We start from the raw sequence: 25033 nt of genomic DNA on the forward strand, positions 1-25033 counted from the left end.
GGCACCGGCTGGTGTAGGGGAGGGCCATGACCAAGCTTAGCCTGCGCATCACTGCGCCCCTCACGGCCCTGATCGTATCCGCCTGCAGCGGCGCGACCGAGCGCCGGACAGAGCCGGTGTTCGACGCCATCGCGCCGCAGGAAACTGTCACGCTTGTCGGCACCGAGCCCTTCTGGAATGGCGTGATCGAAGGAGGCGTCCTGACGTGGACCACTCCCGAAGACCTCGATGGCACGCAGGCCGAGCTTCGCCGCTTTGCCGGTAATGGTGGGCTCGGCTGGTCGGGCGAGCTTGCCGGCGAGCGAATCGATATCGCGGTCGGCCCCGGCCCATGCAGCGACGGGATGAGCGACCGCGAATATCCCTTCAACGCGGCCGTGCGATTGGGCGACAGGTCTCTTACCGGCTGCGCCTATACGGATGCATCGCCCTTCTCCGGCCCGGAAGCTCCCTGACCGCAGCTTTCGATAAATGATGCATAGGATTGCATCAGGCTGGTTAAGTCCGGCAAATGGTCTACATCTGTTCGCAAGGGAGCGATGGGATGAGGGCGCGATCTGTGCTGCTAGTCGAGGACGAGCCTTTGATCTTGATGGACCTGGAGTTCGCGGTCACGGATCGCTGCTGGCAGCCGCGTACGGCCAGCGGCTTCCGCAAGGCCATGGAATTTCTTGAAAAAGACGCGGCGATTGCCGCTGCCGTGCTCGATATCACGCTCAAAAACGGGGAGAATTGCCTGCCCGTCGCGCGCGAGCTGGAGCGAAGGCGGATTCCCTACGTGCTGCACTCGGGAGAGCTCGAACACTACAGCGCGGACATGGATGACCTGACCGGCGAACGCGTGGCCAAGCCGGCCAGCGCGGCCTCGGTTGTGGCGAAAGCGCTTGCCGGCCTTGCCGGCGATGCCGACTGACCGCACCGACAATCTGCAGAGCAACGAAAAGGGGCGGGCCGTTGTGAAACGGCCCGCCCCTTTTCGGTTGGTCGATCCTCAGTAGATGCCCGGGATACGGTGCTGGATGGCACTGCGCTCCTCGATCGCGGGGCGCAGCAGCTCCTGCCGGTTTGCCCGGGCAAGTCCACCCTGAACGCCCGGCGCACCGGCAACCGGGGTGCAGGTTCCGCGCCCGGCCAGCCAGTCGAGTGCCGCACGGGTCGATGCCTCGTTCGGGTCGCCCATCTGGGCCGAGATATCGTCGGTCGCCCGGCACGTGTTAGGCATCAGCGGCGCAATGCCGTCGTAGTAACTGCCGTTGTTGTCGGCGTTCGTGAGTTCGAAGGCCAATACGCGGAGGCGGTCGTCGCAAGCAGTCCGGTCAACAGCTTCTTGCCCAGCCGGTTTGCCGAGCGTGTTTTCCCCGATTAGCGCGAGATTATCGCCGCGATAGGGAATGAAGGCGGACATGATCAGCTCACTGGCAGAGGCAGTGCCGCTGAAACCGATGTACGCAATTTTAGTGCTGGCGATGCTGCCAGCTTCCTCTTCGAAATCTGCTCTTTGCGTAGCGTTCGCACGATTGGGACTTTGGTTGAGATAAAACTGCGGCTGGCCAACCAGATCGGCTGCCATCAAGTTCATCAAAGTTTGCGCAGTGTAAACGTAGCCACCTCCATTATACCTCACGTCGACGATGATTTCATTTACGCCCGACTTTTGAAAATTTGAGAAAGCGCTGCGTAAATCGTCCTCCAAAGTTTCATTGTTAAAGAAGGTTCTGACATTGATATAGCCGACCTTCTTGCCGTTATCGTCCAGAATTTTTGCTCCGTAACGATCACTCACCGGGTCGACTTTATAGTTTGCTTTTGTAAGGCGAATCCACTCGTTTGTCACACCCGGTCCCGACACTCTAACATTGACCTCGACCCCTTTTTCCGGCGGTCCGAGCGCCTGACTAACCAATGCCGTTCCGCCTTCCGAGATCAGCTGACCAATCGAGGCGTAAGTCCCGTCGGCAAGCTCAATCGCGCTGATGTAGAAGCCTCTATCAATGCCAGCTGCCAATGCTGGCGCTCCTTCGAACGCTTCGAGTACGTACAGGCGGCCAAACTGAAGAGATTCATCGTAATAAACCGAGAACCTCACACCCAATCCCGCTGTCGAACCCGTTGCGGCTTTCTCCTCTTCGGTGATCGAAGTGATGTAAGTGAAGCCGCGATCCCTATTTGCGTTGCGGGCCGGTTCCACCAGCGCATCGATATAGGCTTGAACCGTGCTGAAGGACGCAGGGTTCACGCCGGAAGCCAGCAGGTTGGGGAAGAGATAATAGGTGTCGAGTTGCTGCTTCGTCCAATCCTGCCGCGCGGCCAGGCTGCAATCCGCCGTCGGCGTGGGCGTTGCGCCGCCTCCGCCGCCGCCCGTACTGCCGCCACCGGTCAGGCCGCCGCCGGAGCTGCCCCCGCCGCCGCACGATGCAAGGAATGCCGCCATGGTGATGGCGCTAACGAAACGTCCGGGACGCATAAGCCGATACTCCAAGAATGACCCAAACCGCCGGGGCGGCTCTCCACTTGAGGTTATGCCTTGCACCACCCCGATTTGCAAATCTCTGCCGAACCCGCGGCCCGCCCCCTCGACGCGGCGCGGGCAGCCCGATAGGTGAGGCGCGAAACATCTATCGCAATCGAGGATTAATTCATGCCGAACCCCGCCCCCGCGTGGCTCAACGCCGCCATCCCCGGACCTGCCGACGGCCTTGGCGCGCTAGCCATGGCCGGCTTGGCCGACGAACGGGCGATGGGCCGCGGCCTGTCTCTTAAATCCGCCGCATTTGCCAATGGCGGGGAACTGGACCCGAGCTTTACCGCCACGGAAGAGGATGCGGTCGCGCCGCCACTGGAATGGGCAGGTCCGCCGCCGGGGACGCAGGAACTGGTCCTCGTCGTCCAGTCGCCCGACGGTGAAGGCGCCCCGGTGACGCACTGGATCGTCTGGGGCCTTCCGGGCCAGAAGGGCCAGCTGCTGGAAGGGGAGGCACCGCCCCGCGTCGGCAAGAATTCCGCCGGCAATTCCGAATGGATGCTGCCCAACCCGCCCGCCGGAGCCGCGCCGCGCCGCTATGTCTTCCAGCTTTTCGCGCTCGATCTGCCGATCACGCTGATGCCAGGCGCTACGCTGGACGAGCTGCTGGATTCCTGCCGCGGCCACGTGATGGCGGCCACCGCGTTGACCGCAACCTTCGCCCACGATGGCGAAGATGAGGCGTGGGACGACGAAGAATTGGACTGAGGATAGGTTTTACGGATGGATTGACGGCGCGGCGGCTTTCGTAAAGCGTCCGAGTCCTCTGATTTTGAGGAAGGGATTTTCTACAATGGCAGGCAAGAACAACGCACTTCAGAAGCCGGTGACCCTGTCGCCGGAGCTCGAGAATGTCGTCGGCAAGGGTCCGATGACCCGCGCACAGGTTACGTCGAAGGTGTGGGACCACATCAAGGCGAACAACCTGCAGGACAGCCAGGACAAGCGGATGATCAATCCGGACGACAAGCTGGGTGCCGTCATCGGCAAGGACCAGATCTCGATGTTCAAGATGACCGCTGCGGTTTCCAAGCACCTCAGCTGATTATCTACGGGGTCGGCGGGTCTTCTCGCCGGCCCCGCCTTATCCAAACGTTCCCGGCCCACAGGGTCAGCGCGACCAGCAGCGGTTGCGCCACCATCCGGGGGAGGTGATAGGCAAGGCCAGCACCCCCGTCCTCCCGCGCCATATCCATCGCGAAGTGATTGATGTTGGCGGGAAATACGCACACCGCATAGGCCGCAAGGCCCCATGCGCCCCAGCGCGCCAATCTTGGCGAGAACGGTTGCGCAAGCGCGACGGCGCCCAGCAATTCGGCAATGCCCGTCAGCGCGACGACCGCTTCACGATATGGCACCCAGCCCGGCGTGATCGACAAAAAGGGCTGCGGGCTGGCCAGATGCAGCACGCCAGCGACTGCATAGAGCAGGGCGATGACGAGTCTCGTGACTATTTTCGCGCGGCGCTTCGGATCAGTCTTTTCCACGCGGTCCGCTATTCCCGTCCTCAGGCTTTTGCCAATTGCGTTTCTTGCGATAGGGAACTCCCTGTCGATTGCCCATGGAGACCTTCGAATGATCCGCACCTTCGCGCTCGCTACCACTGCTTCGCTCGCCCTGCTGGCCGCTCCCGCAGCGGCGCAGGAGACTCGCACGCCGGAAGAGATTGCGGCTGCCGCGCTGGAGGCCGCGCCCGTGTTCGACGGGCACAACGACGTGCCGATCCAGCTGCGCGGCCGCTTCGGCAACGTGATCAACGAATTCGATTTCGCCGATACGTCGGATACGGGGGAGACCCATCCGGCCGGGCGGGTGATGCACACAGATCTCGGCCGGCTGCGCGAAGGTGGCGTGGGGGCGCAATTCTGGTCGGTCTATGTCCCGGCCTCGCTCGACGAACCGGAAGCAGTTCAGGCCACCATCGAGCAGATCGACGTGACCAAGCGCCTGATCGCGCGCTATCCGGACGAGCTCGCGCTGGCGTTGACGGCAGACGATGTCGCGGCGGCGATGGCTGCCGGTAAGATCGCCTCGCTGCTTGGCATGGAGGGCGGGCACTCGATCGGCTCGAGCCTCGCCGTGCTGCGCCAGACCTACGATCTCGGCGCGCGCTACATGACGCTGACCCATTCGAAGAACACGCCGTGGGCGGACAGCGCCACCGATACCCCCGCGCATGACGGGCTCACCGATTTCGGCAAGGACCTGGTGCGCGAAATGCAGCGCATCGGCATGCTCGTCGATCTCAGCCATGTCAGCGAAAAGGTGATGCTCGACACGCTGGATATCGCCGGTGCGCCGGTCATCTTCAGCCATTCGGGCGCACGGGCCATCAACGGCCATGCGCGCAACGTGCCCGACAGCGTGCTGGCGCGGCTGGTGGACAACGGCGGCGTCGTGATGGTCGTGGCGCTGCCGGGCTTCCTGAGCGAGGCGCAGCGGCAGTGGTACGCGGACCGCCAGGCCGAGATCGCCCGGCTGGAGGCGCTATGGCAGGGCCAGCCCGACGCGCAGAGAGCCGCTCTTGCTGCATGGGACGAGGCCAATGAGATGCCGCTCGCGACGATTTCCGATATGGCGGACCATATCGACCACATCCGGATGGTTGCCGGCATCGATGCGATCGGGATCGGCGGCGATTACGACGGCATGACCACCGGCCCCGTCGGCATGGAAGATGTCACGGGCTACCCTGCGCTATTCATCGAGCTAGCCCGGCGCGGCTACTCGCAGGCCGATCTCGAAAAGATCGCCAACGGCAATATCATGCGCGCGATGCGGCAAGCGGAAGCCTATGCAGCGAGCCAATCCGGCGTGCCGCCCTACGAATATCCCGCTGCCCGGGAGGATTAGTCTTTCAGCGGATCGTGGCCTCAGTTCATGAGGCTGTAGCGCCAGTCGGTTTCCTCGACATCGCCATCGGGCCGTTGGGCCAGGTGGCGATGGATGTAGCCGACCACCTTGTTCATGTGGTCGTACTGGCTGTCCGTCAGGTCGGCCTTTTTCGTATTCTTGATCTCGACGATACGCCGGCCCGATTTGTGGCCGGTGCTCTCGCCGCCGTCGCTATCGCCGACCGACTTCGATTCTTCGGTATCGAGCCAGTCTTCCAACTCTTTCGGCTGCATGTTCACGCAGTCTTAGAACTCGTCGTAGGTCTCGTCCTTCTTGTCGTCGTCCATCGCGCTCAATCCCCGTCGACGGTGTCGGGCAAGTCCTCGCGATCGGTGGAGGCCATATCCTTCAGCTCGCTTTCGGACATGCTGTCGTACATCTGCTTCGACGCGCCTTGCAGGTCGGACTTGTCCTGTTCGCCGCGCTTTGCGGCGAGCGCTGCGCCAGCGGCCTGCTGCTGCGCCTTCGACTTCGCCTTGGCCATCAGTCCTTGTCCCATGCCGACAGTTCGCTGCCGCGCTTCAGGACCTCGTCGCCGTCTTCCTGCTTGATCAGGTAGGCGGGGTTGTTCTCGTCGCCATCCTTCGTGATTTCGGACCCTTGGAGCGTGCGGGTGACCTCGCGCTCGAAACGCTCCTTCACCTGGCCGTGGCCTTCGCCGTCGCCCCAGTTCCATTTGACGTATTGCCCGCTCTGGAAGCCCTTGGATTGGTCGGCCATTGCACTGTTTTCCTTTGCGAATTTCGCTCGGGAGACTAACGGCGCCGGACCGTTTGCGGTTCCGGCGCCGCCGGATCAGTTGTCGTCGGTCATGACCTCGGGCACGCTTTCGGGATCGGGCGCGCCTTCGCCCATGCGCGTGGTATCCGCCGGGTTGAGCGTCTCGGTATCCGAAAAATCATCGGGAACGCCAACCACGCTGTCGGTGCTATCTCCTTCGTCCAAAGCATCGGCCTTGCCGGTTGCGGTGGTTTCGCTTTCGATGGCATCCTGGCTGAATGCGCCGCTGAGCCAGGCGATCGTCATCGCGGCGGCCGCGATCACTGTGCCGATGCCGAGCACCCAGCGCATGACGCCGCGGCTTTCGCCGCCCCGTACGTCATCGGCTTCGACGTGGATTTCTTCACCTTCGGTATGCATGGTTTTGCCCTCGCTTCGCCGTAGTCCGGCGCATTTGCTGTTTGTCACTCAACCGCCATGTGCGCGGCGCGTTCCCCGCAATTCCGCCATTCAGGCCCGCAGAAGTTCGTTGATCCCGGTCTTCTCCCGCGTCTGTGCGTCTACCGTTTTGACGATTACCGCGCAGGCGAGCGACGGCCCGCCATCGGGATCGGGCAGGGTGCCCGGCACAACCACCGAATAAGGCGGGATTTTCCCGCGCGTGATCTCGCCCGTGGTGCGGTTCACGATCTTGGTGGACTGGGTAATGAAGACGCCCATCGCCACGACCGTGCCTTCGCCCACGATTACGCCTTCCACGATCTCGCTGCGGGCGCCGATGAAGCTATTATCACCGATAATCGTTGGGTTCGCCTGCATCGGTTCCAGCACGCCGCCGATGCCGGCGCCGGCGGAGATGTGGCAATTCTCGCCCACCTGCGCGCATGATCCGACACTGGCCCAGGTGTCGATCATCGTCCCCGCGCCCACATAGGCGCCGATGTTCACGAAGCTGGGCATCAAGACCACGCCGGGCGCGATATAGCTGCCCCGGCGGGCGATGGCGCCTGGCACCACGCGGAAGCCCGCATCGGCAAAACGGTCCTCGTCCCAGCCGGCGAACTTGGAGGGAACCTTGTCATAGGCCGGGTGGCCGGCGCTGCCGCCTTCCATCACGCCGTTGTCGCGCAGGCGGAAGCTAAGGAGGACGGCTTTCTTGAGCCACTGGTTGACGGTCCACCCACCGTTTCCGTCAGGCTCCGCCACGCGGCGCTGGCCGCTGTCGATCAGTTCGATCGCTTCTTCGACGATGCGCGCGGTTTCGCTGTCGCCGGGCGAAACTTCGCTGCGCTTTTCCCATGCCGCGTCGATCGCCTGGGCCAGTTGGTCGTGCATATTGGGATGATCCGTGTTTGTGTCTGGTTTGCGCTTGGCGGCTAGCTTGTACGCGGCCCGACCGCAAGGCTCGGCGGGGAGCCGGCGGGAAGGTTGCGCTTTGAGGCGTATGGTTCAGCAAGGCTTTAGGCTTCGGCGCTACTGAAGTCGTCCACGCCTGGGAGAATGTCGATGGTCGAAACGCGCCGCACGATGCGCCTGCTTGCCTGCAGCGTGGCCTGCATGGCGATGGTGAGCCTGAGCGCGTGCGGCGGGCGGAGCGACACGATCTCCACACCGCGTCCCCAGCCGAGCCCCAGTCCCTCGCCAAGCCCCAGCCCGTCGCCGAGCCCCAGTCCTTCGCCGTCACCCAGTCCTACGCCTGTCCCGACGAACTTCAACACGACCGAATTCCGCACGTCCGACGGCCCGGGATTCCACTCCGCCGTCACCGCCTGGCAGCAGGGAGCGACAGGGCGGAACGTCGTTATCGCCGTGGCTGATTCCGGACTCGATACGGCCAATGCCGAGTTCGCCGGCCGCGTCCATCCGGCCTCGACCGATATCGCGGGCAACCGCTCGGTTGTCCCGGAAGACGATCACGGCACCAATGTCGCGCTGGTCGCAGCCGCCGCGCGCGACGGCAGTGGCATCCTCGGCATGGCATACGAGGCGACGGTCATGGGGCTGCGCATCGACAGCCCCGGGACCTGCGGCACCGACACGCCGGAAGACCCATCGCTCGGCTGCGCCTTTACCGACCCGACTATCGCCGCTGCGATTAATTATGCCGTGGACAACGGCGCGCAGGTCATCAATCTCTCGCTCGGCGGCAGCAGGGGCAGCCAGGACGTGATCGACGCCGTGGCCCGCGCTGCCGCTGCCGGGATAGTCGTGGTGGTGGCCGCCGGGAACGACGGCGATTCCACCGGCCGCGGGATCGACCCCGACCGGCCCGACCCGTTCGCCCAATCGCTGCGCGATGCAGGCGGCGATGCCGTGATCATCGTGGGTTCGGTGGACGAGAACGGCACCTTGTCGACCTTCTCCAACCGTGCGCTCGATTACGAGGACGGCTTTATCGCCGCGCGGGGAGAGGTCATTTGCTGCGTCTATCTGGGCAGCCAGATCTACATCGACGATGAGGGCTTTCTCTACCTGTTTTCCGGCACCAGTTTCGCCGCGCCGCAGGTGGCGGGGGCGGCGGCGCTGCTGAAACAGGCCTTCCCGAACCTGACCGGGCAGGACATCGTCAACATCCTTCTCGACAGCGCGCGTGATGCCGGTGCGGCGGGGACCGACCCGGTTTACGGGCGCGGCATCCTCGACGTGGCGCAGGCCTTCGCGCCGCAGGGCCGCACCGGGCTGGCCGGTAGCACCGCCGCCCTGCCACTGGGCGACGTGATCGCGGTCGGTTCGCCGGCGATGGGGGATGCGCTGTCGGCCGGGCAGGGGGCGCTGGATGCCGTGCTGCTCGACGGGTATCGCCGCGCCTATCGCTACGATCTCGCCAGTGGCCTTCGCTCCGGCGCGCAGCAGCAGCGGCTGCAGGGCGCGGTAGGAGCGACCCATCGCAATGTCTCGCTCGGCGGGGAGCGGATGTCGCTCGCCTTCTCGATCGCCGACAACGGGCGCGCGGGCGGCCTCGCCGTGCCGCAGCCGCTCCGCCTCGATGCGGAGGATGCCGAAAAGGCGCGCGTCCTTGCCGGGCGTGTCGCCATGCGGCTCGATCCCGACCGACAGCTGGCCATCGGCTTCAACCAGACGGGCGAGGGACTGGCGGCGGGCTTGCAGAGCCGCGATCGGCCCGCGTTCATGATTGCAAACGGCGGCGCGGGCGATGCCGGCACGCTACGCCAGTCCGACATCGCCTTCGCTTTCCGCCAGCGCATGGGCGACTGGGGCATCACCGCAAGCGCGGAGAGCGGCACCATGTACGCAGGCGATATCCAGCAATTGCGCACCGACCTCAGCGGCGACCGCCAGCGCGAAGGCAGCCGCTCCTTCGCCATCGCGGCGGATCGCGATTTCGGCGTGTTCGACCTGTCCATCGGGGCCAGCGTGACGGACGAGGACCGCACCGTACTCGGCGCGCGGCTGCATGACGCGCTGTCGCAGGGCGGCGCACGCAGCACCTTTGTGGATGCCGATGCGGGTTGGGACTTCGCGCCCGGCTGGCGGCTGGGCGGATCCTACCGGCGCGGCTGGACCGCAGCGGAGGCGGGCGGGCTGGTGCTCGGCTCCGACATCGTGAGCGACGGCTGGTCGTTCGACGTGGCGCGCGAAGGTGTGCTTGCGAGCGGCGACCGGGTGGGCTTCCGCATTGCGCAACCACTGCGCGTGCGCTCGGGCGGTCTGACGCTCGAATTGCCGGTGGGGTACGATTACGATGTCGAGGTGGTGACGTATGGCGAGCGCGCCTTGTCATTGACCCCGACGGGGCAGGAGATCATGGCCGAGCTCGGCTGGCATGGCGCAATCTTCGGCGGCAATGGCGGCGCGGCGCTGTTCTATCGGCGGGAGCCGGGCCATTTCGCCGGGCATGCGGACGACCGGGGCGTGGCCGTCCGCTGGTCGAAGGACTTTTAGCCCGAGATCATCCCGCGGTCTGCGCCTTTTGCGCGAATTCCCAGGCGACCTCGGCCAGCGGCTCCACCCGCTCGCTCATCGCCTTCGCGTGAGCGGAGGATGCGGTGCCGTCGATGACGCGCTTCTTGATGCCCTGCATGATGCCTGCGAGGCGGAAGAAATTGTAGGCGAAGTACCAGTTCATGTCCGGCACGCCGCTGCGCCCCGTGGCTTCGCAATAGCGCTCCACCACTTCCTCCAGCTCCGGAATCCCCAAGGCCTTGCGGTCGATGTCGGCGACGCCCGAGCGGCCGCCGTTGTCGGTCACCCAGGCGAGGCAGAAATATGTGAAATCGGCGAGCGGATCGCCCAGCGTCGACAATTCCCAGTCGAGGACCGCGAGAACTTCTGCGCGGTCCTTGGCGAAGATCATGTTGTCGATCCGGTAGTCGCCGTGGACGATGCTGGTGCGCTCCTGCTCCGGCACGCTGGCGGGCAGGTACTCGATCAAGCGCTCCATCGGCTCCATGTGACCAGTTTCCGACAGCTTGTATTGCTTGGTCCAGCGGCCGATCTGGCGTTCGAAATAATTGCCGGGCTTTCCGTAATCCTCCAGCCCCGCCTCGGCGAGATCGACCTGATGCAGCCGGGCGAGGACGTCGGTCATTTCGTGATACACCGCGCGCCGTTCTTCCGGCGTGCTGCCCGGCATCGACCCGTCCCAGATCGACCGGCCATCGACCATGCCCATGACGTAGAACATGGCACCGACCACATCGTCGTCGGTGCAAAGTCCGTATTGGGGTGCGACCGGGAAGCCGACCTTTTCGAGCCCCGACTGCACGCGGAATTCGCGGTCGACCGCATGGGCGCTCGGCAGGAGCTTGCCGAAGGGCTTGCGCCGCAGGACATAGTCGCCCGACGGGCCGGACAGCTTGTAGGTCGGGTTGGACTGCCCGCCCTTGAATTTCGCCTGTTCCAGCGGGCCTTCGAAACCTGGCACATTGTCCGCCATCCACGCGGCAAGCTTGTCCGTGTCGAGGATGTCATCGCCTTCGGGGGCGGTGGTGCCGGTAAAGGCCTTCTGGGCGTCCATCGGGGGCTGGATGGCAGTCATCGGTAACCTCAGTCGAAAACGATCACGCTGCGGGCGCTGGTCCCGGTGCGCATGGTGTCGAAGCCTTCGTTGACCTGGTCCAGCGATATCCGCTCGGCAATGATCGTGTCGAGATCCAGCAGGCCGCGCAGGTAGAAAGCGACGAGGCGCGGCAGATCGACGGGGAATTGGTTCATCCCCATAATCGCGCCCTGCAGCTTCTTGCCCGACAACAGGTCCATCGCGCCGAGCCCGACCTTGCAGTCGAGCGGCATCATGCCGAGGATCGTGGCCGTGCCGCCGCGGCGCAGCGATCTTACCGCCAGGTCGGCGCTGGCCTGCCGGCCGACCGCCTCGACCGCGTGATGCACCCCGCCGTCGCTGATCGAGACGATCTGTGCCGCTGCATCGTCGGCCAGCGCGTCGACCGCGTGGGTCGCGCCCAGCGCCATGGCAAGCTCTCGCTTTTCGGGCAGCGGATCGGCGGCGATGACCTTGCCCGCACCGGCGATGCGCGCGGCGTTGATGGCGGCAAGGCCCACGCCGCCGCAGCCGACCACCACCACGCTTTCGCCCGGCACCACGGCACAGGCGTTGAAGATCGCCCCGGCACCGGTCGTAACCGCGCAGCCGAGCAGGGCGGCCCGGTCGAGCGGCATGTCTTTGTCGATCGAAACGCAGGCATGTTCGTGGATCAGCATCTGTTCGCCGAACGCGGACAGGTTGAGCATCTGGTTGACGGTCTCGCCGCCGTTACGCGTCAGGCGCGGCGGCGCGTCCTTGCCGCGCCTCGTATCCCCGCCAAGGCAGAGCGCCATGCGGCCCGTCACGCAGAACTCGCAGTGCCCGCAAAAGGCGGAGAGGCAGGAGACGACGTGATCGCCGGGTTTTACCGTCTTCACTTCCGAACCCACCGCGCGGACCACGCCGGCCGCCTCGTGCCCGGGCACGGTGGGCAAGGCGTGCGGATAGTGGCCGTCGATGAAGTGGAGGTCCGAATGGCACAGGCCGCACGCCTTGGTGTCGATCAGCACCTCGTGCGGTGCGGGATCTGCCACCTCGATGTCGCCGATGACGAGCGGCTGGCCCGGCTGCTCCAGTATTGCTGCCTTTGCCATCGTCACTGTGCCCCGCCGGCTCCGGCAGAGGCGCTCGCTGCGGCGCCGCCTCCGGCCACCTGCCTGCCGCCGCCGCCCTTCTTCTCGAATGAACTATCGCCTTCGCCGTCTTCGGGGACGTGCTTGGCGAATTCCATCCGGGCAATGGCGCGTTCGTGTACCTCGTCCGGCCCGTCGGCCAGGCGCAGCGTGCGCTGGTGGGCATAGGCGCGGGCAAGGCCGTAATCGTCCGAGACGCCGCCGCCGCCATGGGCCTGGATCGCATCGTCGATGATGCGCAGAGCCATGTTGGGCGCTTGCACCTTGATCATGGCGATTTCCTGCGCCGCAGCCTTGTTGCCCACCTTGTCCATCATGTCGGCCGCCTTGAGGCAGAGCAGGCGCGTCATGTCGATATCGATGCGCGCACGGGCGATCCGGTGCTCCCACACGGAGTGCTTGTAGACCGGCTTGCCGAAGGCTTCGCGCGCCTGCAGCCGGCGGCCCATCTTGGCGATCGCTTCTTCGGCGACGCCGATGGTGCGCATGCAGTGGTGGATGCGGCCCGGGCCGAGGCGGCCCTGCGCGATCTCGAAACCGCGGCCTTCCCCCAGCAGCATGGCCGATGCCGGGATGCGGACGTTCTCCAGCTCGATTTCCATGTGGCCGTGCGGGGCATCGTCATAGCCGAACACGGGCAGGTGGCGCAGCACCTTCACGCCCGGCGCATCGAGCGGCATCAGCACCATCGATTGCTGCGCGTGGCGCTTCGCTTCGAAATCGGTCTTGCCCATCACGATGGCGACCTTGCAGCGCGGATCGCCTGCGCCGCTGGACCACCACTTGCGGCCGTTGATGACGTATTCGTCCCCATCGCGCTCGATCCGTGTCTCGATATTGGTCGCATCGGAACTGGCGACGCGCGGTTCGGTCATCAGGAAGGCGCTGCGGATTTCGCCTTCCATCAGCGGCCTCAGCCATTCGTCCTTCTGTTCCCGCGTGCCGTAGCGGTGCAGCACTTCCATGTTGCCCGTGTCGGGCGCGGAGCAGTTGAAGACCTCGCTGGCCCAGCCGATGCGGCCCATTTCCTCGGCACACAGCGCGTATTCGAGGTTGGTCAGGCCCGGCCCTTCGAATTCGAAGGTCTCGTCGACGTGGTGGTGGCTGTCGTTGCGCGGCGGCATGAACAAGTTCCAGATGCCGGCATCCTTCGCCTTGGCCTTCATGTCCTCGACGATCTGGATCACTTTCCAGCGATCGCCCTCGGCATCCTGCTGCGCGAAAGTGCCGGTGTGCGGGCGGACATTCGCTTCGATGAAGTCGCGCACGCGGTCGCGCCAGTAGGCCTGCCGTTCGGTGGGTTCGAAATCCATGGGGAATGTCCTGCTTGTTGGTGTCTATCGGTTCTGGTGGTCGCAAAACTGGCAGATGGCCCGCGCTGCGCCAAGGAAAATTAATCGTGCGGTTAAACGCGCTTTAGGGCACGATGGTGCCGCCGTCCACATCGCCGCGGGCAGCCGTGTCAAGCGCGCGCTTCGCGCTCATGCGGGCGATGCGCGATTCGTGGTCGGCGCGGCTGATCGGGAAATTGCCGAGCCAGTATGCCGCGATCAGCCCCATCAGGATGGTGGCTCCGGAGTACAACAGGATCATTTCCGACAGGATGGGGAAGGCCACGGTGCCCGGTTGCGAATCGGTCGGCAATTCGGACGCGGCGATGATCTGTCCGGTAATGAAGATGCCGAACCCGGTGGCGCATTTCTGGACCAGCCAGTTGCCCGAATAGAACGCGCCTTCCGCCCGGCGATCCGTCCGCTCCTGGAACGCCTCGACGATTTCGGCGACCATGCTGGTGGCGGAAATCATCAGGACCACGCCCAGCGTGTTGGCAAAGGTCAGGAACAGGTACAGCAGGGCCGTGGACGCCGTGCTCCCCGGCTCGGGCCACAAACCCGCGACCAGCAGGAAATACGGCGTCAGGCCGATGGTGAAACTGCCGATGGAGGAGATTGCCGCGCTTTTCGGCTTGCCCCAGCGGCGGTGCATCGGGCCCACGATAAGGAACATGAGGACGACCGACAGGAAGAGGACGGCGGGATAGATCAGCAGCTCGGTTTGCTCGAACCGCCACACGAACAGGTTGAGGTAGTTGGAGATCGAGAAGGTCATGCCCTGGCTGACGTAGGCGGCAAGGCCGCCTGCGGCGAAGAACAGGAAAGCCTTTTCGGAAAACGCCTCGCGGATTTCGGAAAAGGCCGTTTTGATGGAGAAAGGCGGCGGCTTTACTTCGGGGTAATGGGCGATCAGGTGATGCTGGCCCGCCGCCGATCCCATCACCGACAGCGCCATCAGCGCGGCGCCGAAGATGCCGTAGGACAGGTAGCCGTCCGCCTGCAGGATGCCTTCGGAGCCCGGCATGAAGACCGCATAGGCCATGACCATCATCAGCAGGCCGCCGGTCCAACCGAACAGGAATCGGAAGCGGAACAGCGTGGTCCGCTCGTCGTAATCCTGCGTCAATTCCGGCACGAGGCTGACCGAGGGCACCTCGCAGGCGGACAGCAGGATCCGCACGGTGATCGCTACGGCCAGCAGCTCGCCGAAAGACGGGGTGCTGCCTCCCGGCGGGTGCCACAACAGCACCCAGACGATGCCGAGCGGGATCGGCGCGGCATAGAGCCACGGCAGGCGGCGCCCCCAGCGGGTATAGGTGCGGTCGGAAAGATTGCCGAGGATGGGGTCGATTAACGCATCGGCGAGCAGGGCGATCAGCAACGCCAGGCTGACCAACGCGGCGTCCATTCCCAGCACCTGGTTGTAGAAAATCAGGAGGAAGAACGAAAAGCCGCCGTCCTTAACCCCGAAAGCGACCGCGCCAAAACCGTGGATCAGCTTGAGCTTGAGGGGCAGGGGGGAGGGAACCTTGGCGGCTGCCTTCGTCGTCGCGACTTCGGTCAAGCCCATCGCTCCTTCATGGCTTCGAGGGCGGAAAACAGGCCCGCCTCTTCAGGGTCCCAGCTGTGCCGCGGGCCGAGCGTGATGCCGCCGTCGACGATGATCGACTGGCCGGTGACGAAGCTGGCCGCATCGCTGGCGAGGTAGGCAACCGCTTCGGCGATGTCGCGCGGCTGCCCGCCGCGGCGCACGGGCTGGGCATTGGCGCTCATCTGGGCGATCATGTCCTTGGCCACGCGCTCCATTTCGCCCTCGATCTCCAGCGCGCTGGTAAAGATGCTGGTGTTGATGAAGCCCGGCTGCACCGCATTCACGCGGATGCCGAACTGGGCAAGGTCGGTGGCAGCGACCTTCGTCAGGTGGAGTACACCGGCCTTGGCGACCGAATAGGCGGTAGGCGCATAACCGGGTCCGACCGCGGCCACGCTGGACGTGTTGACGAAGCTTGCGCCACTGCGCCCGCGCATGTGCGGAACGGCGTAGCGAATGCCGAATGCGACCGAGCGCAGCAGCAGGTCCATCGTGCGGTCCCACTCGCCCGGCTCGATTTCGTGGATGCCGGGCCGCGCGCCGCCCGCGCCGGCGTTGTTGAACACGGTGTCGATCCCGCCGGACTTGGCAGCGGCGCGGTCCATCAATTCCTTGATGTCGCCCGTCGCACTGACATCACAGTGCACGAAGCGGACATCGCCGTCGATCTCGCCGGAGAGCGCCGCGCCGCCTTCCTCGTCGATATCGGCAGCGTACACCTGCGCCCCTTCGCCGGCGAACAGACGGACAGATTCCTTGCCGATACCCGACGCTGCGCCGGTAATCACCACGGTCTTGCCGGAAAATCGTATCGGGTCTCTCCCACCCAGTGTCTTGGCATGCAGCCTAGCGACACGCTGCGCCGGGTCAATCGCCCCTCGGCTGCTGCAACAGGGCGGCGGGCCGTCTCAAGCGGTCTTGCGACTCTGCGAAAAGCACTTTAACCGGACGATTAAACCGATGGCAATCGGATTCCCCTCGCGCTGCCCGGAGAGCCTCCGGCGGCCCTTTTCAGGAGAGCATCGCATGGCCGACCAACTCGAAGATTTCCGCGCCGAGACGCGCGCCTGGCTGGAGGAAAACTGCCCGGAGGAAATGCGCAAGCCCGTGCGCGACGAAGAAGACGTCTATTGGGGCGGCCGCAACGCAAGCTTCAAGAACGATGCGCAAAAGCAGTGGTTCGAAGCCTGCCGCGACAAGGGCTACACCGTGCCGGACTGGCCGAAGGAGTACGGCGGCGCGGGCCTTTCGCCTGCCGAAGCCAAGATCCTGCGGCAGGAAATGGGCCGCATCGGAGCGCGCCCGCCACTCAGCTCCTTCGGGATCTGGATGCTCGGCCCGGCGCTGCTCAAATTCGGCACCGAAGGCCAGAAGCAGCGCTTCCTCAACGAAATCGCGGCCGGCGAAATCCGCTGGTGCCAGGGCTATAGTGAGCCGGGCAGTGGATCGGACCTCGTGTCCATGCAGACTTATGGCGAGGACAAGGGGGACCATTGGGTGGTCAACGGCCAGAAGATCTGGACCTCCTATGCCGACGAAGCCGACTGGATTTTTTGCCTCGTCCGCACGGACAAGGAAAACAAGTACCAAGGCATCACCTTCATGCTGTTCGACATGGCGGGCGAAGGCGTCTCGACCAAGCCGATCAAGCTGATTTCCGGCAACAGCCCCTTCTGCGAAACCTTCATGGACGATGTGAAGGTGCCCAAATCCTATGGCGAGGATTGTCCGGCTTATGTCGGCGAGATCAACCGCGGCTGGGACGTGGCGAAATACCTCCTTGGCCACGAGCGCGAGATGATTTCGGGCGCGGGCGGCGGCGACCGCACCAGCGCCATCGGTGCGGCGATGAAGCGCAATGCGGGCGAATTGGACCCGGTGCTGCGCGCCGAGCTAGCCATGTTCGATGTCGAGGCGCTGGCCTACGGCGCGATGGGCGAGAAGTTCCTCGACGAGATGAAGGCCGGCAAGGGCCATCCCGCGCAGCCGAACATGATGAAATACGTCGGTACGGAGCTCAACAAGCGCCGCCACGAACTGATGATGTCGGCCGGCGGCAGCCGCGCTCTCGAATGGGAGAGCGAGGAAACGAACGGCGGCAAGGGTGCGCGAAACTGGCTGCGGACCAAGGCCAATTCGATCGAGGGCGGCACCAGCGAGGTGATGCTCAACGTCGTCGCAAAACGTATCCTCGAATTGCCGGGGGCGTAATTTCAACCGTCACCCCGGCCCGCGAGCAGGGGTCCCGCTTCTTGCAAGGCGGACTGGAAGAAAAGGTGGATCCCGGATCAAGTCCGGGATGACGAGACAGGGACATTTATAACCATGCCACTTTACCACGACGACGACCAGGCGATGCTCGCCGACACTGCCAGCCAGTTCATGGCCGAACAGGGCAGCATCGAAAAACAGCTGCGCCACTGGCGCGACCGGGATTGCAAGGACGGCTTCGGCCACGGCCTGTGGGAACAGTTCGGCGAGATGGGTTTCACCGGCATCCTCGTGTCCGAGGACGATGGCGGCCTGGGGATGGGCCAGTACGAAGCCGGCATCGTGCTGGAGGAAATCGGCCGCAACCTTACCCCCTCGCCGTTTCTCACCAGCTCGGTCCTTGCCGCTACGGCACTTAAGCACGGCAGCGACGATGTTCGCGGCCGCTGGCTGCCGGGGATGGTCGAAGGCAAGAGCGTGTTTGCCGTCGCGATCGACGAAGGCGCCAAGCACCGGCCGGAGCGTGTCGCCGTGAAGGCCGAAAAGTCGGGCAACGGCTTCAAGCTGTCGGGCCAGAAGGATTTCGTGGTCCATGGCGCGAGCGCGGACATGCTCGTCGTCTCCGCCCGCACGTCGGGCAGCGACGATGACGAGGACGGCATCACGATGTTCGCCGTGCCGAAGGATGCTGCGGGCATGAGCCACGATGCGGTGCGGCTGGTCGACAGTTCGATGGCGACGCACACGAAGTTCGACGGTGTCGAGCTGGATGGCGATGCGGTGATCGGCGAAGTCGACGGCGGGCGCGAAGTGCTCAACGCCATGCTGACCGCAGGCCGGATCGGCGCGGCAGCCGAAGGCGTCGGCGTTGCCGCGGGCGCGATGGACATGACGGTCAACTACCTCAAGGAACGCAAGCAGTTCGGCAAGCTGATCGGCGAGTTCCAGGCGCTGCAGCACCGCGCCGCGCACCTGTATTCCGAAGTCGAGATCGCCCGCGCCGTAGCCTACAAGGCCGCGCAAATGCTAGACGGCGGCAGTTCGACCGCGGACCTGATGGCCAGCGTCGCCAAGGCAAAGGTCGCCAAGGCTGCGGGCCTTGCGGTCAAGGAAGGCGTGCAGATGCACGGCGGCATCGGCATGACCGACGAATACGACATCGGCCTCTACATGAAGCGCGATCGTGCGCTGCAGGAGTTCCTCGGCGACGCCTACTACCACGCCAACCGCGTGGCGGAACTCAGCGGCTATTGAGATAAACTCCCCTCCCCTTGGGGAGGGGCCGGGGGTGGGGGTTCGGCGTCGGCAATGGCCACCACATCCGCAAACCCACCCCGCTGCGACTAGGCGACACGTCGCCAAGTCTCGCTGCCCCTCCCTCACGGGAGGGGATTTCCAGGAGAGAATGACATGAACCTCGAAGACCTTTTCAGCCTGAAGGGGCGCACTGCGCTCGTCACCGGTGGCAGCCGGGGTATCGGCCGCATGATCGTGGAGGGCTTCCTCGCTGCCGGGATCGACCGGGTCTACATCACGGCGCGCAAGGCGGAGGAGCTGCAGGCCACGGCGGACGAGCTCGGCGACAAGGTCGTCGGCATCCAGGGCGACATCTCTTCCATGGAAGGGATCGAGGCGCTTGTGGCCGACATTTCCGGGCGCGAGAGTAAGCTCGACATCCTCGTCAACAATGCCGGCGCTGCGTGGGGCAACGACTATCTCGACTTCCCCGAGGCCGGGTGGGACAAGGTGATGGATCTCAACGTCAAGACGCCGTTCTTCCTGACCCAGAAGCTGCACGGCCTGCTGACCGCAGCGGCGAGCCAGGACCGCCCGGCGAAGGTCATCAACATCACCAGCATCGACGGGCAGCGCGTCAACCCGTGGGAAACCTACAGCTATCAGGCGTCCAAGGCCGCGCTGATCCACCTGACCCGCCGCATAGCTGCGCGGCTGGTGAAGGACCACATCTACGTGACCAGCCTGGCGCCGGGCGCTTTCCCGTCGAACATGAACAAGGTCGCCCGCGACCATGCGGAAGCGAGCGCGCAGGGCATCCCGAACAAGCGCGTGGGCGACAAGTTCGACATGGGCGGCACCGCCGTATACCTCGCCAGCCGTGCGGGCGATTACACCGTGGGCGAAACGCTCACCGTGGACGGCGGCATCGTCAACGCCCACCTGCCGAGCCATTTCGCCGAACCGGTTTGAGGCGCGACGTTCACGTCTGTTGCATTCGATGCAAGTTGACAAAACTCATTCGGTTTCGGCTTTTCGGAAATAGATCCATAGCCCGCCGGAAACGCAAAAGCCCCGCTGCGAGGCGGGGCTTTTTGCATGGTGCTTGAGCTACGATTTCAAGGAGCGCGAAGGGTGTATCGCAGCTGTGTGCGTGTAGGAAAATGATTTGGCCAATGTGGGATGGAACGCGGCATCGCGCCGACACCGACTCTCATTACCCCCGCTCAGCCTGAGCCTGTCGAAGGTCCCGCACCATGACTAGCCACCCGCCATGGAGTCTTGCACCTGCTTACGCCGCTGCAACGACGGGAACTACCTTGCCGGTCAAACGTAAACGGCGGATAAATTGCCGACGCGGGACGAAGGCTCCGCAGCCGCGCGGCAAATCGAAGGCCGGGGGGCAAACAAGGGGGCATTATCAGCCGGACACTGGAGCCGAATCCCGCCTCTTGCCCCGAGTAGGCAAAGCTCGTGAGGCCAGATCGGCGCATGGCCTTCGACAAGCTCAGGCTGAGCGGGGGTGGGGTCTGGCCGGACCCGTCCTCACCCCATCAATTCGCGCACGAACGGGATCAGCCCGGTCTGCCGCGTGCGCTTCATGCGTTCCGCATGCAAGATCTCGCGGACCTTGGCGTAGCATTCGTCCAGATCGTCGTTAATCACGACGTAGTCGTATTCCGCCCAGTGGCTGATTTCCGCGCGGGCGCGTTCCATGCGGGCGTCGATCACTTCGGCGCTGTCCTGTGCGCGGCCTTCCAGCCGGCGGCGCAATTCGGCAATGCTGGGGGGCAGGATGAACACGCTGACCGTGTCCTGCTGGTCCTTCTGGTACAGCTGCTGCGTACCCTGCCAGTCGATGTCGAACAGGAAATCCTGCCCGTGCTTCAGCGCGTCGCGGATGCGCCCCTTGGGGGTGCCGTAGCGGTGGCCGAAGACATGCGCCCATTCGTAGAAATCGTCTTCCTCGACCATCCGGTCGAACTCCGCATCGTCGGCGAAATAATAATGCACCCCGTCCTTCTCGCCCGGCCGCATCGGGCGGGTGGTGACAGAGACCGACAGTTTGATCGCCTCGTCCGTCTCCAACAGCTTGCGCGAGATCGTGGTCTTCCCCGCGCCGGAGGGTGAGGAGAGGATGAACATCAGCCCGCGGCGGGCGAGATCGGTGTGCGAGAGCGCTTTGTGTTCAGCCATGCCCGCGCTTGCCGCATGGGGCAGGGGGAAATCAACCCTGCGCGCAGTGTTGGCGGCCTTATTCCTCGGCCTGTTTGTTCAGCTGCTTCTCGCCGGCGCGGCGGGCACTTCGGCGACCGCGAGCACGATCCCACAGGGTCTTCGCCAGCAATCCGCCGCCGACCAATGCCGCACCGGGAAGCGAACGCGTCGCCACCTTCGTCGCGCCATAGGCTGCCAGCGTGTGGACCAGCGAGCGGTTTTCCACCGCGTCTTTCGCGAAATTGCGGCCATAGCGCCGTTGGAGCAGGCCTTTCTCAACCGTCTGGCGCGCGATGCGGCCCACGCTGCGCAGGACCAGGTCATGGATCAGCAGGTTCGTGGCGGCATTCGGGCTGGGGCCCGCGACCTTGGGGCCATCGCTGCCGATATCGTCGCCGATGTTGCGCAGCTTGCGTGCGCCGCGGTCCGTGATGTGCTTCGATCGTCTTGCCATATTGGCCCCCGGTCATGGCGGGCCTCGGGCCGCCCGCGTTATTTCTTGCGGCCGAAATCGACCGTGACGACATTGGAGCCGTCTTCGCTTTCGGTAACGAGCGGGCTTGCGCCCTGTTCCGGCGCGTCGTTTTCCGCATCGTCGTGCGGTTCGGGCGAAATGTCCGGCATGTTGGCCTGGAACTGCAGTCCGAAATCGACCGCCGGGTCGACGAAAGCGGTGATCGCGGAATAGGGAATCTGCAGCTTGGCCGGGATCTGGTTGAAGGAGAGGCCGACCTGGAAGCCTTGCTCGTCCACCTCCAGGTCCCAGAACTTGTTCTGCAGCACGATGGTCATTTCGTCGGGGAAACGTTCCGTCAGGTGCTTGGGAATGGAGACGCCGGGCGCGCCGGTCTTGAAGGTGATGTAGAAGTGGTGCTCGCCCGGCAAGATGGAGCCACTGGCCTGGATTTCGCCCAGCACCCGGCCGACAACGGCGCGCAGGGCCTCCTGCACGATTTCATCATAGGGGATCAGGCTGTCGGGCGTCTCTTCGCTCATGCGCCGAGTGATGGTGCCAGCATCCTGCCCGGTCAAGCGCAATCGTGCGGTTTTGCGGGCAATCGCCCCCCGTTTCCCCCATTGCGCGCATGCCAGCAGGTTTTATAGGCTTGCCCCATGCGCACCGCCTCTTATCGCCGCGACACTGCGGAGACGAAAATCGCCGTCGAGGTCAATCTCGACGGGACCGGCAGCTACGATGTCTCGACCGGCATCGGCTTCCTCGACCACATGGTGGAACAGTTCAGCCGCCATTCGCTGTTCGACGTCACGATGAAAGTGGACGGCGACCTGCACGTGGACCAGCACCACACGACCGAGGACAGCGCGCTGGCGCTGGGCCAGGTGCTGGCCAGGGCGTTGGGCGACAAGGGCGGCATCGGCCGCTACGGCAGCGCCTATTCGCCGATGGACGAAACGCTGGCGCGCGTGTCGCTCGACATTTCGGGGCGGCCCTACCTGGTGTGGAAAGCCAAATTTACGCAGGAAAAGCTGGGCGAATGGGACACCGAGCTGATCGAGCACTGGTTCCATTCGGTCGCGCAGACGGCGGGCATCACGCTGCACTGCGAGCTATTGTACGGCACCAACAACCACCACATCTGCGAAGCGCTCTACAAGGGCTTTGCCCGCGCGATGCGGCAGGCGGTGGAGATCGACCCGCGCAAGGGCGGGGCGATCCCCAGCACCAAGGGCACGCTGAGTGACTAGATCCGCCCGAAGGGCGGCAAGAGCGACGGCTCGCCCGCAGCGGGCGCAGCTAGCCTGCGCGTCTAGCGAGGACGCACCCGCGGAGGCGGGTGCGCAAGACCTATGACCATCGCGCTGATCGATTACGGCGCGGGCAATCTTCATTCGGTCCACAACGCGCTGAAGGCCGTGGGGGCCGACGTTGCGGTCACCGCCGATCCCGCCGTGGTGGCAGGAGCGGACCGGATCGTCCTGCCCGGCGTCGGCGCGTTCGGCGCCTGCGCGCGCGGGCTTCGCGGTGTCGAGGGGATGGTCGAAGCGCTCGACCACAGGGTACGGCGCGATGGCGTGCCTTTCCTCGGCATCTGCGTCGGCATGCAATTGCTCGCCACGCGCGGGCTGGAGTTCGAGGACGTGCCCGGCCTCGGCTGGATCGCGGGCGAGGTGCGGTTGATCGAGCCGGCCGACAACACGATAAAAGTGCCGCACATGGGCTGGAACGATGTGGCGCCGATGGGCCATCCGGGCGCCGCCGAGCTGGTCGAACCGGGCGAGGCCTATTTCCTGCACTCCTACGCTTTTCATCCCGAGCGCGGCCATGACATTGCCGCGATGACCGACCATGGCGGCGGGATCGTGGCCGCCGTGGCGCACGAGAATATCCTCGGCGTGCAGTTCCATCCCGAAAAGAGCCAGCGCTACGGGCTCGACCTCCTTTCTCGCTTCCTCGACTGGAACCCCTGATGATCGTTTTCCCCGCCATCGACCTCAAGAACGGCGAAGTCGTGCGGCTGGCCGAAGGGGACATGGGCCGCGCCACCGTCTATGGCGACGACCCGGCCGCGCAGGCGATGCTGTTCGCCGACGCCGGGGCAGGGCACCTGCACGTCGTCGACCTCGACGGTGCGTTTGCCGGAGAAAGCCGCAATCGCGAGGCGGTGGAAGCCATCGTCTCTGCCTTTCCCGGCTACGTGCAGCTGGGCGGTGGGATCCGCACACCCGACGCGGTGGAGGGCTGGTTCAATCTCGGCGTGGCGCGGGTGGTCATCGGTTCCGCCGCGCTTAAGGACCCGCAGTTCGTGAAGGACATGGCGGCCGCATGGGAAGGCGGCATCGTGGTGGCGGTCGATGCGAAGGACGGACATGTAGCGACCGAGGGCTGGGCCGAAGTCTCCGACGTGCCCGTGCACGACATGGCCCGCCGGTTCGAGGATGCGGGCGTCGCCAGCCTGCTGTTCACCGACATCGGCCGCGACGGGCTGCTGAAGGGCTGCAACATCGACGCGACGCTGGACCTGGCGCGGCGAACCGACCTGCCGGTGATCGCCAGCGGCGGGGTGAAGGGGCTGGACGACATCCATGTCCTCTCCCTCCACGCGAACGAGGGTATCGAGGGCGTCATCACCGGCCGCGCGCTTTACGAAGGCCGGCTGGACCTCGGCGCGGCACTGGCGATGGCGGCGCGGGCGTGATGGCGGCGCGTGGCCTTCGACAAGCTCAGGCCGAGCGGGTCTTGGCGAAACGACCGCTCATGCTGAGCCTGTCGAAGCATACGCGCCAACCGTTGGGCGACGACTTATGACCGTCCGTGTCCGTGTCATCCCCTGCCTCGACGTGGCCGACGGGCGCGTGGTGAAGGGGGTCAATTTCGTCGACTTGCAGGATGCGGGCGATCCGGTCGAGCAGGCGCAGGCCTACGACGCGGCGGGGGCGGACGAGCTGTGCTTCCTCGACATTTCCGCGACGCACGAAGGGCGCGGCACCCTGCTCGACATCGTCCGGCGCACGGCCGAGGTGTGCTTCATGCCGCTGACGGTGGGTGGCGGCGTGCGTAGCGTGGAGGACGCGCGGGCGCTGCTGCTGGCGGGGGCGGACAAGGTCGCGGTCAATTCCGCCGCCGTCACCCGGCCCGAACTCGTCGCGGAGATTGCCGAGCGTTTCGGCAGCCAGTGCGTGGTGGCGAGTGTCGATGCCAGACGAATTCCCACCTCCGTTCGTCCTGAGCCTGTCGAAGGGCGTGGGCGCGAGCGTGCGCCAGGCTCAGCACGAGCGGACAGGGGCCAGGGCCGCTGGGAGATCTTTACCCATGGCGGACGCAAGGCCACCGGGATCGACGCGGTCGAGCATGCGGTGAAGCTGGCCGGCCTTGGCGCGGGCGAGTTGCTGGTGACCTCGATGGACGGGGACGGGACGAAGGCCGGCTACGACCTCGAACTCACCCGCACGATCGCCGACGCGGTTTCGGTGCCGGTGGTGGCGAGCGGCGGAGTCGGTACGCTCGATCACTTGGTCGAAGGCGTGCGCGAAGGCCATGCGAGCGCAGTGCTGGCCGCGTCCATCTTCCATTTCGGCACGCACACGATTGCAGAGGCGCACGCCGCCCTGCGCGCGGCAGGGCTGCCCGCCCGTTCCTGACAAGGCCTGACTAAGGATTGCGCACGGCGCGGTCTCAAATCGGGACGGCGTCGAGGACGCGCTTGTGCAGTG

29 protein-coding genes are annotated in these 25033 nt (G+C 65.0%); 13 read left to right on the plus strand and 16 right to left on the minus strand.

Annotated elements, in window-relative coordinates:
- Nucleotides 1-26: 26 nt before the first annotated feature.
- Entirely contained in the window at nucleotides 27-455 is a 429-nt protein-coding gene (locus QQW98_RS08695) for a COG3650 family protein (protein WP_290134574.1), read from the plus strand.
- An 89-nt stretch (nucleotides 456-544) separates the two neighbouring features.
- Nucleotides 545-913, plus strand: a complete 369-nt coding sequence (locus tag QQW98_RS08700; RefSeq protein WP_290134575.1) for a response regulator — start codon at nucleotides 545-547, stop codon at nucleotides 911-913.
- Nucleotides 914-991: 78 nt separating this feature from the next.
- Here the strand turns inward: QQW98_RS08700 and QQW98_RS08705 are convergent, their stop codons facing one another.
- Nucleotides 992-2431, minus strand: a complete 1440-nt coding sequence (locus tag QQW98_RS08705; protein WP_290134576.1) for a S41 family peptidase — start codon at nucleotides 2429-2431, stop codon at nucleotides 992-994.
- 207 nt (nucleotides 2432-2638) lie between these two features.
- On the opposite strand from QQW98_RS08705, the gene QQW98_RS08710 reads away from it, so the two are divergent.
- Together QQW98_RS08710 and QQW98_RS08715 are read left to right on the plus strand one after the other, a co-directional pair.
- Complete coding sequence (locus tag QQW98_RS08710) at nucleotides 2639-3229, plus strand: YbhB/YbcL family Raf kinase inhibitor-like protein (RefSeq protein WP_290134577.1); 591 nt, start codon at nucleotides 2639-2641, stop codon at nucleotides 3227-3229.
- 85 nt (nucleotides 3230-3314) lie between these two features.
- Entirely contained in the window at nucleotides 3315-3566 is a 252-nt protein-coding gene (locus QQW98_RS08715) for an SWIB/MDM2 domain-containing protein (RefSeq protein ID WP_290134578.1), read from the plus strand.
- Nucleotides 3567-3570: 4 nt separating this feature from the next.
- Here the strand turns inward: QQW98_RS08715 and QQW98_RS08720 are convergent, their stop codons facing one another.
- Nucleotides 3571-4008: a DoxX family protein gene (locus tag QQW98_RS08720; RefSeq protein WP_290134579.1), complete on the minus strand. Its 438-nt coding sequence runs from the start codon at nucleotides 4006-4008 to the stop codon at nucleotides 3571-3573.
- A gap of 88 nt (nucleotides 4009-4096) precedes the next feature.
- Between QQW98_RS08720 and QQW98_RS08725 the strand changes: the two genes are divergently transcribed.
- Nucleotides 4097-5374 carry a dipeptidase gene (locus QQW98_RS08725; RefSeq protein ID WP_290134580.1) on the plus strand — a complete coding sequence of 426 codons (1278 nt, stop codon included), beginning with the start codon at nucleotides 4097-4099 and terminating at the stop codon, nucleotides 5372-5374.
- Between the two features lie 20 nt (nucleotides 5375-5394).
- Here QQW98_RS08725 and QQW98_RS08730 read toward each other — a convergent pair whose 3' ends face one another.
- The 6 genes from QQW98_RS08730 to QQW98_RS08755 all read right to left on the minus strand — a co-directional run bounded on the left by QQW98_RS08730 (nucleotide 5395) and on the right by QQW98_RS08755 (nucleotide 7854).
- Nucleotides 5395-5649 carry a DUF3140 domain-containing protein gene (locus QQW98_RS08730; protein WP_290134581.1) on the minus strand — a complete coding sequence of 85 codons (255 nt, stop codon included), beginning with the start codon at nucleotides 5647-5649 and terminating at the stop codon, nucleotides 5395-5397.
- 59 nt (nucleotides 5650-5708) lie between these two features.
- Entirely contained in the window at nucleotides 5709-5900 is a 192-nt protein-coding gene (locus QQW98_RS08735; RefSeq protein ID WP_290134582.1) for a DUF3008 family protein, read from the minus strand.
- Nucleotides 5900-6136, minus strand: coding sequence for a hypervirulence associated TUDOR domain-containing protein (locus tag QQW98_RS08740; protein WP_290134583.1), 237 nt, complete (start codon nucleotides 6134-6136; stop codon nucleotides 5900-5902). The genes QQW98_RS08735 and QQW98_RS08740 overlap by 1 nt, the downstream gene beginning before the upstream one ends.
- Before the next feature lie 75 nt (nucleotides 6137-6211).
- Complete coding sequence (locus QQW98_RS08745; RefSeq protein ID WP_290134584.1) at nucleotides 6212-6556, minus strand: hypothetical protein; 345 nt, start codon at nucleotides 6554-6556, stop codon at nucleotides 6212-6214.
- A 90-nt stretch (nucleotides 6557-6646) separates the two neighbouring features.
- Entirely contained in the window at nucleotides 6647-7471 is an 825-nt protein-coding gene (dapD, locus tag QQW98_RS08750) for a 2,3,4,5-tetrahydropyridine-2,6-dicarboxylate N-succinyltransferase (protein ID WP_290134585.1), read from the minus strand.
- A 125-nt stretch (nucleotides 7472-7596) separates the two neighbouring features.
- Nucleotides 7597-7854: a hypothetical protein gene (locus tag QQW98_RS08755; RefSeq protein WP_290136957.1), complete on the minus strand. Its 258-nt coding sequence runs from the start codon at nucleotides 7852-7854 to the stop codon at nucleotides 7597-7599.
- On the opposite strand from QQW98_RS08755, the gene QQW98_RS08760 reads away from it, so the two are divergent.
- Nucleotides 7739-10039: a S8 family peptidase gene (locus tag QQW98_RS08760; protein ID WP_290136905.1), complete on the plus strand. Its 2301-nt coding sequence runs from the start codon at nucleotides 7739-7741 to the stop codon at nucleotides 10037-10039. The two genes, QQW98_RS08755 and QQW98_RS08760, sit on opposite strands and share 116 nt — an antisense overlap.
- A 7-nt stretch (nucleotides 10040-10046) precedes the next feature.
- Here the strand turns inward: QQW98_RS08760 and QQW98_RS08765 are convergent, their stop codons facing one another.
- The 5 genes from QQW98_RS08765 to QQW98_RS08785 form a co-directional block, all read right to left on the minus strand.
- Complete coding sequence (locus tag QQW98_RS08765) at nucleotides 10047-11135, minus strand: phosphotransferase family protein (protein ID WP_290134586.1); 1089 nt, start codon at nucleotides 11133-11135, stop codon at nucleotides 10047-10049.
- Nucleotides 11136-11143: 8 nt separating this feature from the next.
- Nucleotides 11144-12232 carry a Zn-dependent alcohol dehydrogenase gene (locus tag QQW98_RS08770; RefSeq protein WP_290134587.1) on the minus strand — a complete coding sequence of 363 codons (1089 nt, stop codon included), beginning with the start codon at nucleotides 12230-12232 and terminating at the stop codon, nucleotides 11144-11146.
- 2 nt (nucleotides 12233-12234) lie between these two features.
- Complete coding sequence (locus QQW98_RS08775) at nucleotides 12235-13584, minus strand: acyl-CoA dehydrogenase family protein (RefSeq protein WP_290134588.1); 1350 nt, start codon at nucleotides 13582-13584, stop codon at nucleotides 12235-12237.
- 103 nt (nucleotides 13585-13687) lie between these two features.
- On the minus strand, nucleotides 13688-15175 hold the full coding sequence (locus QQW98_RS08780) for an MFS transporter (RefSeq protein ID WP_290137053.1): 1488 nt from the start codon (nucleotides 15173-15175) through the stop codon (nucleotides 13688-13690).
- The gene (locus QQW98_RS08785; RefSeq protein WP_290136906.1) at nucleotides 15166-16008 is read right to left on the minus strand and encodes an SDR family NAD(P)-dependent oxidoreductase; all 843 of its coding nucleotides are present in this window, start codon (nucleotides 16006-16008) and stop codon (nucleotides 15166-15168) included. Before QQW98_RS08785 ends, QQW98_RS08780 begins: the two co-directional genes overlap by 10 nt.
- 214 nt (nucleotides 16009-16222) lie before the next feature.
- Here QQW98_RS08785 and QQW98_RS08790 point away from each other — a divergent pair, with 214 nt between their 5' ends.
- The 3 genes from QQW98_RS08790 to QQW98_RS08800 all read left to right on the plus strand — a co-directional run bounded on the left by QQW98_RS08790 (nucleotide 16223) and on the right by QQW98_RS08800 (nucleotide 19615).
- Nucleotides 16223-17407, plus strand: a complete 1185-nt coding sequence (locus QQW98_RS08790; protein WP_290134590.1) for an acyl-CoA dehydrogenase family protein — start codon at nucleotides 16223-16225, stop codon at nucleotides 17405-17407.
- 114 nt (nucleotides 17408-17521) lie between these two features.
- Nucleotides 17522-18661 (plus strand): acyl-CoA dehydrogenase family protein, encoded by a 1140-nt coding sequence (locus QQW98_RS08795; RefSeq protein WP_290134591.1) that lies wholly within the window; start codon nucleotides 17522-17524, stop codon nucleotides 18659-18661.
- A gap of 156 nt (nucleotides 18662-18817) precedes the next feature.
- On the plus strand, nucleotides 18818-19615 hold the full coding sequence (locus tag QQW98_RS08800) for an SDR family oxidoreductase (protein ID WP_290134592.1): 798 nt from the start codon (nucleotides 18818-18820) through the stop codon (nucleotides 19613-19615).
- A 573-nt stretch (nucleotides 19616-20188) separates the two neighbouring features.
- Here QQW98_RS08800 and gmk read toward each other — a convergent pair.
- The 3 genes from gmk to QQW98_RS08815 are packed head-to-tail and all read right to left on the minus strand — an operon-like array spanning nucleotide 20189 to nucleotide 21856.
- Nucleotides 20189-20839, minus strand: a complete 651-nt coding sequence (gmk, locus tag QQW98_RS08805; protein WP_290134593.1) for a guanylate kinase — start codon at nucleotides 20837-20839, stop codon at nucleotides 20189-20191.
- 58 nt (nucleotides 20840-20897) lie between these two features.
- Nucleotides 20898-21314 (minus strand): hypothetical protein, encoded by a 417-nt coding sequence (locus QQW98_RS08810; protein ID WP_290134594.1) that lies wholly within the window; start codon nucleotides 21312-21314, stop codon nucleotides 20898-20900.
- A 38-nt stretch (nucleotides 21315-21352) separates the two neighbouring features.
- A complete protein-coding gene (locus QQW98_RS08815) occupies nucleotides 21353-21856 on the minus strand; it encodes an SspB family protein (protein WP_290134595.1) in 504 nt (167 codons plus the stop codon).
- A gap of 117 nt (nucleotides 21857-21973) precedes the next feature.
- Here QQW98_RS08815 and hisB point away from each other — a divergent pair, with 117 nt between their 5' ends.
- From hisB to hisF, 4 genes are all read left to right on the plus strand, one after another.
- A complete protein-coding gene (gene hisB / locus QQW98_RS08820; protein WP_290134596.1) occupies nucleotides 21974-22567 on the plus strand; it encodes an imidazoleglycerol-phosphate dehydratase HisB in 594 nt (197 codons plus the stop codon).
- Between the two features lie 102 nt (nucleotides 22568-22669).
- A complete protein-coding gene (hisH, locus tag QQW98_RS08825; protein ID WP_290134597.1) occupies nucleotides 22670-23290 on the plus strand; it encodes an imidazole glycerol phosphate synthase subunit HisH in 621 nt (206 codons plus the stop codon).
- Nucleotides 23290-24018, plus strand: a complete 729-nt coding sequence (gene hisA, locus QQW98_RS08830) for a 1-(5-phosphoribosyl)-5-[(5-phosphoribosylamino)methylideneamino]imidazole-4-carboxamide isomerase (protein WP_290134598.1) — start codon at nucleotides 23290-23292, stop codon at nucleotides 24016-24018. Before hisH ends, hisA begins: the two co-directional genes overlap by 1 nt.
- 106 nt (nucleotides 24019-24124) lie before the next feature.
- A complete protein-coding gene (gene hisF, locus QQW98_RS08835; RefSeq protein ID WP_290134599.1) occupies nucleotides 24125-24961 on the plus strand; it encodes an imidazole glycerol phosphate synthase subunit HisF in 837 nt (278 codons plus the stop codon).
- The last annotated feature ends 72 nt before the right edge of the window (nucleotides 24962-25033 follow it).

Origin of the sequence: Alteriqipengyuania flavescens (assembly GCF_030406725.1) — a bacterium.
GTDB classification, from domain to species: Bacteria; Pseudomonadota; Alphaproteobacteria; order Sphingomonadales; family Sphingomonadaceae; genus Alteriqipengyuania_B; species Alteriqipengyuania_B flavescens.

What these genes read in the sequence shown, in the direction of transcription:
- QQW98_RS08775 (WP_290134588.1), bottom strand. Translation starts at nt 13,584, where the DNA reads ATGGATTTCGAACCCACCGAACGGCAGGCCTACTGGCGCGACCGCGTG.
- hisB (WP_290134596.1), top strand. Translation starts at nt 21,974, where the DNA reads ATGCGCACCGCCTCTTATCGCCGCGACACTGCGGAGACGAAAATCGCC.
- QQW98_RS08705 (WP_290134576.1), bottom strand. Translation starts at nt 2,431, where the DNA reads ATGGCGGCATTCCTTGCATCGTGCGGCGGCGGGGGCAGCTCCGGCGGC.
- QQW98_RS08695 (WP_290134574.1), top strand. Translation starts at nt 27, where the DNA reads ATGACCAAGCTTAGCCTGCGCATCACTGCGCCCCTCACGGCCCTGATC.
- QQW98_RS08710 (WP_290134577.1), top strand. Translation starts at nt 2,639, where the DNA reads ATGCCGAACCCCGCCCCCGCGTGGCTCAACGCCGCCATCCCCGGACCT.
- QQW98_RS08765 (WP_290134586.1), bottom strand. Translation starts at nt 11,135, where the DNA reads ATGACTGCCATCCAGCCCCCGATGGACGCCCAGAAGGCCTTTACCGGC.
- hisF (WP_290134599.1), top strand. Translation starts at nt 24,125, where the DNA reads ATGACCGTCCGTGTCCGTGTCATCCCCTGCCTCGACGTGGCCGACGGG.
- QQW98_RS08790 (WP_290134590.1), top strand. Translation starts at nt 16,223, where the DNA reads ATGGCCGACCAACTCGAAGATTTCCGCGCCGAGACGCGCGCCTGGCTG.
- QQW98_RS08800 (WP_290134592.1), top strand. Translation starts at nt 18,818, where the DNA reads ATGAACCTCGAAGACCTTTTCAGCCTGAAGGGGCGCACTGCGCTCGTC.
- QQW98_RS08715 (WP_290134578.1), top strand. Translation starts at nt 3,315, where the DNA reads ATGGCAGGCAAGAACAACGCACTTCAGAAGCCGGTGACCCTGTCGCCG.
- dapD (WP_290134585.1), bottom strand. Translation starts at nt 7,471, where the DNA reads ATGCACGACCAACTGGCCCAGGCGATCGACGCGGCATGGGAAAAGCGC.
- QQW98_RS08740 (WP_290134583.1), bottom strand. Translation starts at nt 6,136, where the DNA reads ATGGCCGACCAATCCAAGGGCTTCCAGAGCGGGCAATACGTCAAATGG.
- gmk (WP_290134593.1), bottom strand. Translation starts at nt 20,839, where the DNA reads ATGGCTGAACACAAAGCGCTCTCGCACACCGATCTCGCCCGCCGCGGG.
- QQW98_RS08730 (WP_290134581.1), bottom strand. Translation starts at nt 5,649, where the DNA reads ATGCAGCCGAAAGAGTTGGAAGACTGGCTCGATACCGAAGAATCGAAG.
- QQW98_RS08735 (WP_290134582.1), bottom strand. Translation starts at nt 5,900, where the DNA reads ATGGCCAAGGCGAAGTCGAAGGCGCAGCAGCAGGCCGCTGGCGCAGCG.
- QQW98_RS08725 (WP_290134580.1), top strand. Translation starts at nt 4,097, where the DNA reads ATGATCCGCACCTTCGCGCTCGCTACCACTGCTTCGCTCGCCCTGCTG.
- QQW98_RS08700 (WP_290134575.1), top strand. Translation starts at nt 545, where the DNA reads ATGAGGGCGCGATCTGTGCTGCTAGTCGAGGACGAGCCTTTGATCTTG.
- QQW98_RS08795 (WP_290134591.1), top strand. Translation starts at nt 17,522, where the DNA reads ATGCCACTTTACCACGACGACGACCAGGCGATGCTCGCCGACACTGCC.
- hisH (WP_290134597.1), top strand. Translation starts at nt 22,670, where the DNA reads ATGACCATCGCGCTGATCGATTACGGCGCGGGCAATCTTCATTCGGTC.
- hisA (WP_290134598.1), top strand. Translation starts at nt 23,290, where the DNA reads ATGATCGTTTTCCCCGCCATCGACCTCAAGAACGGCGAAGTCGTGCGG.
- QQW98_RS08815 (WP_290134595.1), bottom strand. Translation starts at nt 21,856, where the DNA reads ATGAGCGAAGAGACGCCCGACAGCCTGATCCCCTATGATGAAATCGTG.
- QQW98_RS08780 (WP_290137053.1), bottom strand. Translation starts at nt 15,175, where the DNA reads ATGGGCTTGACCGAAGTCGCGACGACGAAGGCAGCCGCCAAGGTTCCC.
- QQW98_RS08770 (WP_290134587.1), bottom strand. Translation starts at nt 12,232, where the DNA reads ATGGCAAAGGCAGCAATACTGGAGCAGCCGGGCCAGCCGCTCGTCATC.
- QQW98_RS08745 (WP_290134584.1), bottom strand. Translation starts at nt 6,556, where the DNA reads ATGCATACCGAAGGTGAAGAAATCCACGTCGAAGCCGATGACGTACGG.
- QQW98_RS08810 (WP_290134594.1), bottom strand. Translation starts at nt 21,314, where the DNA reads ATGGCAAGACGATCGAAGCACATCACGGACCGCGGCGCACGCAAGCTG.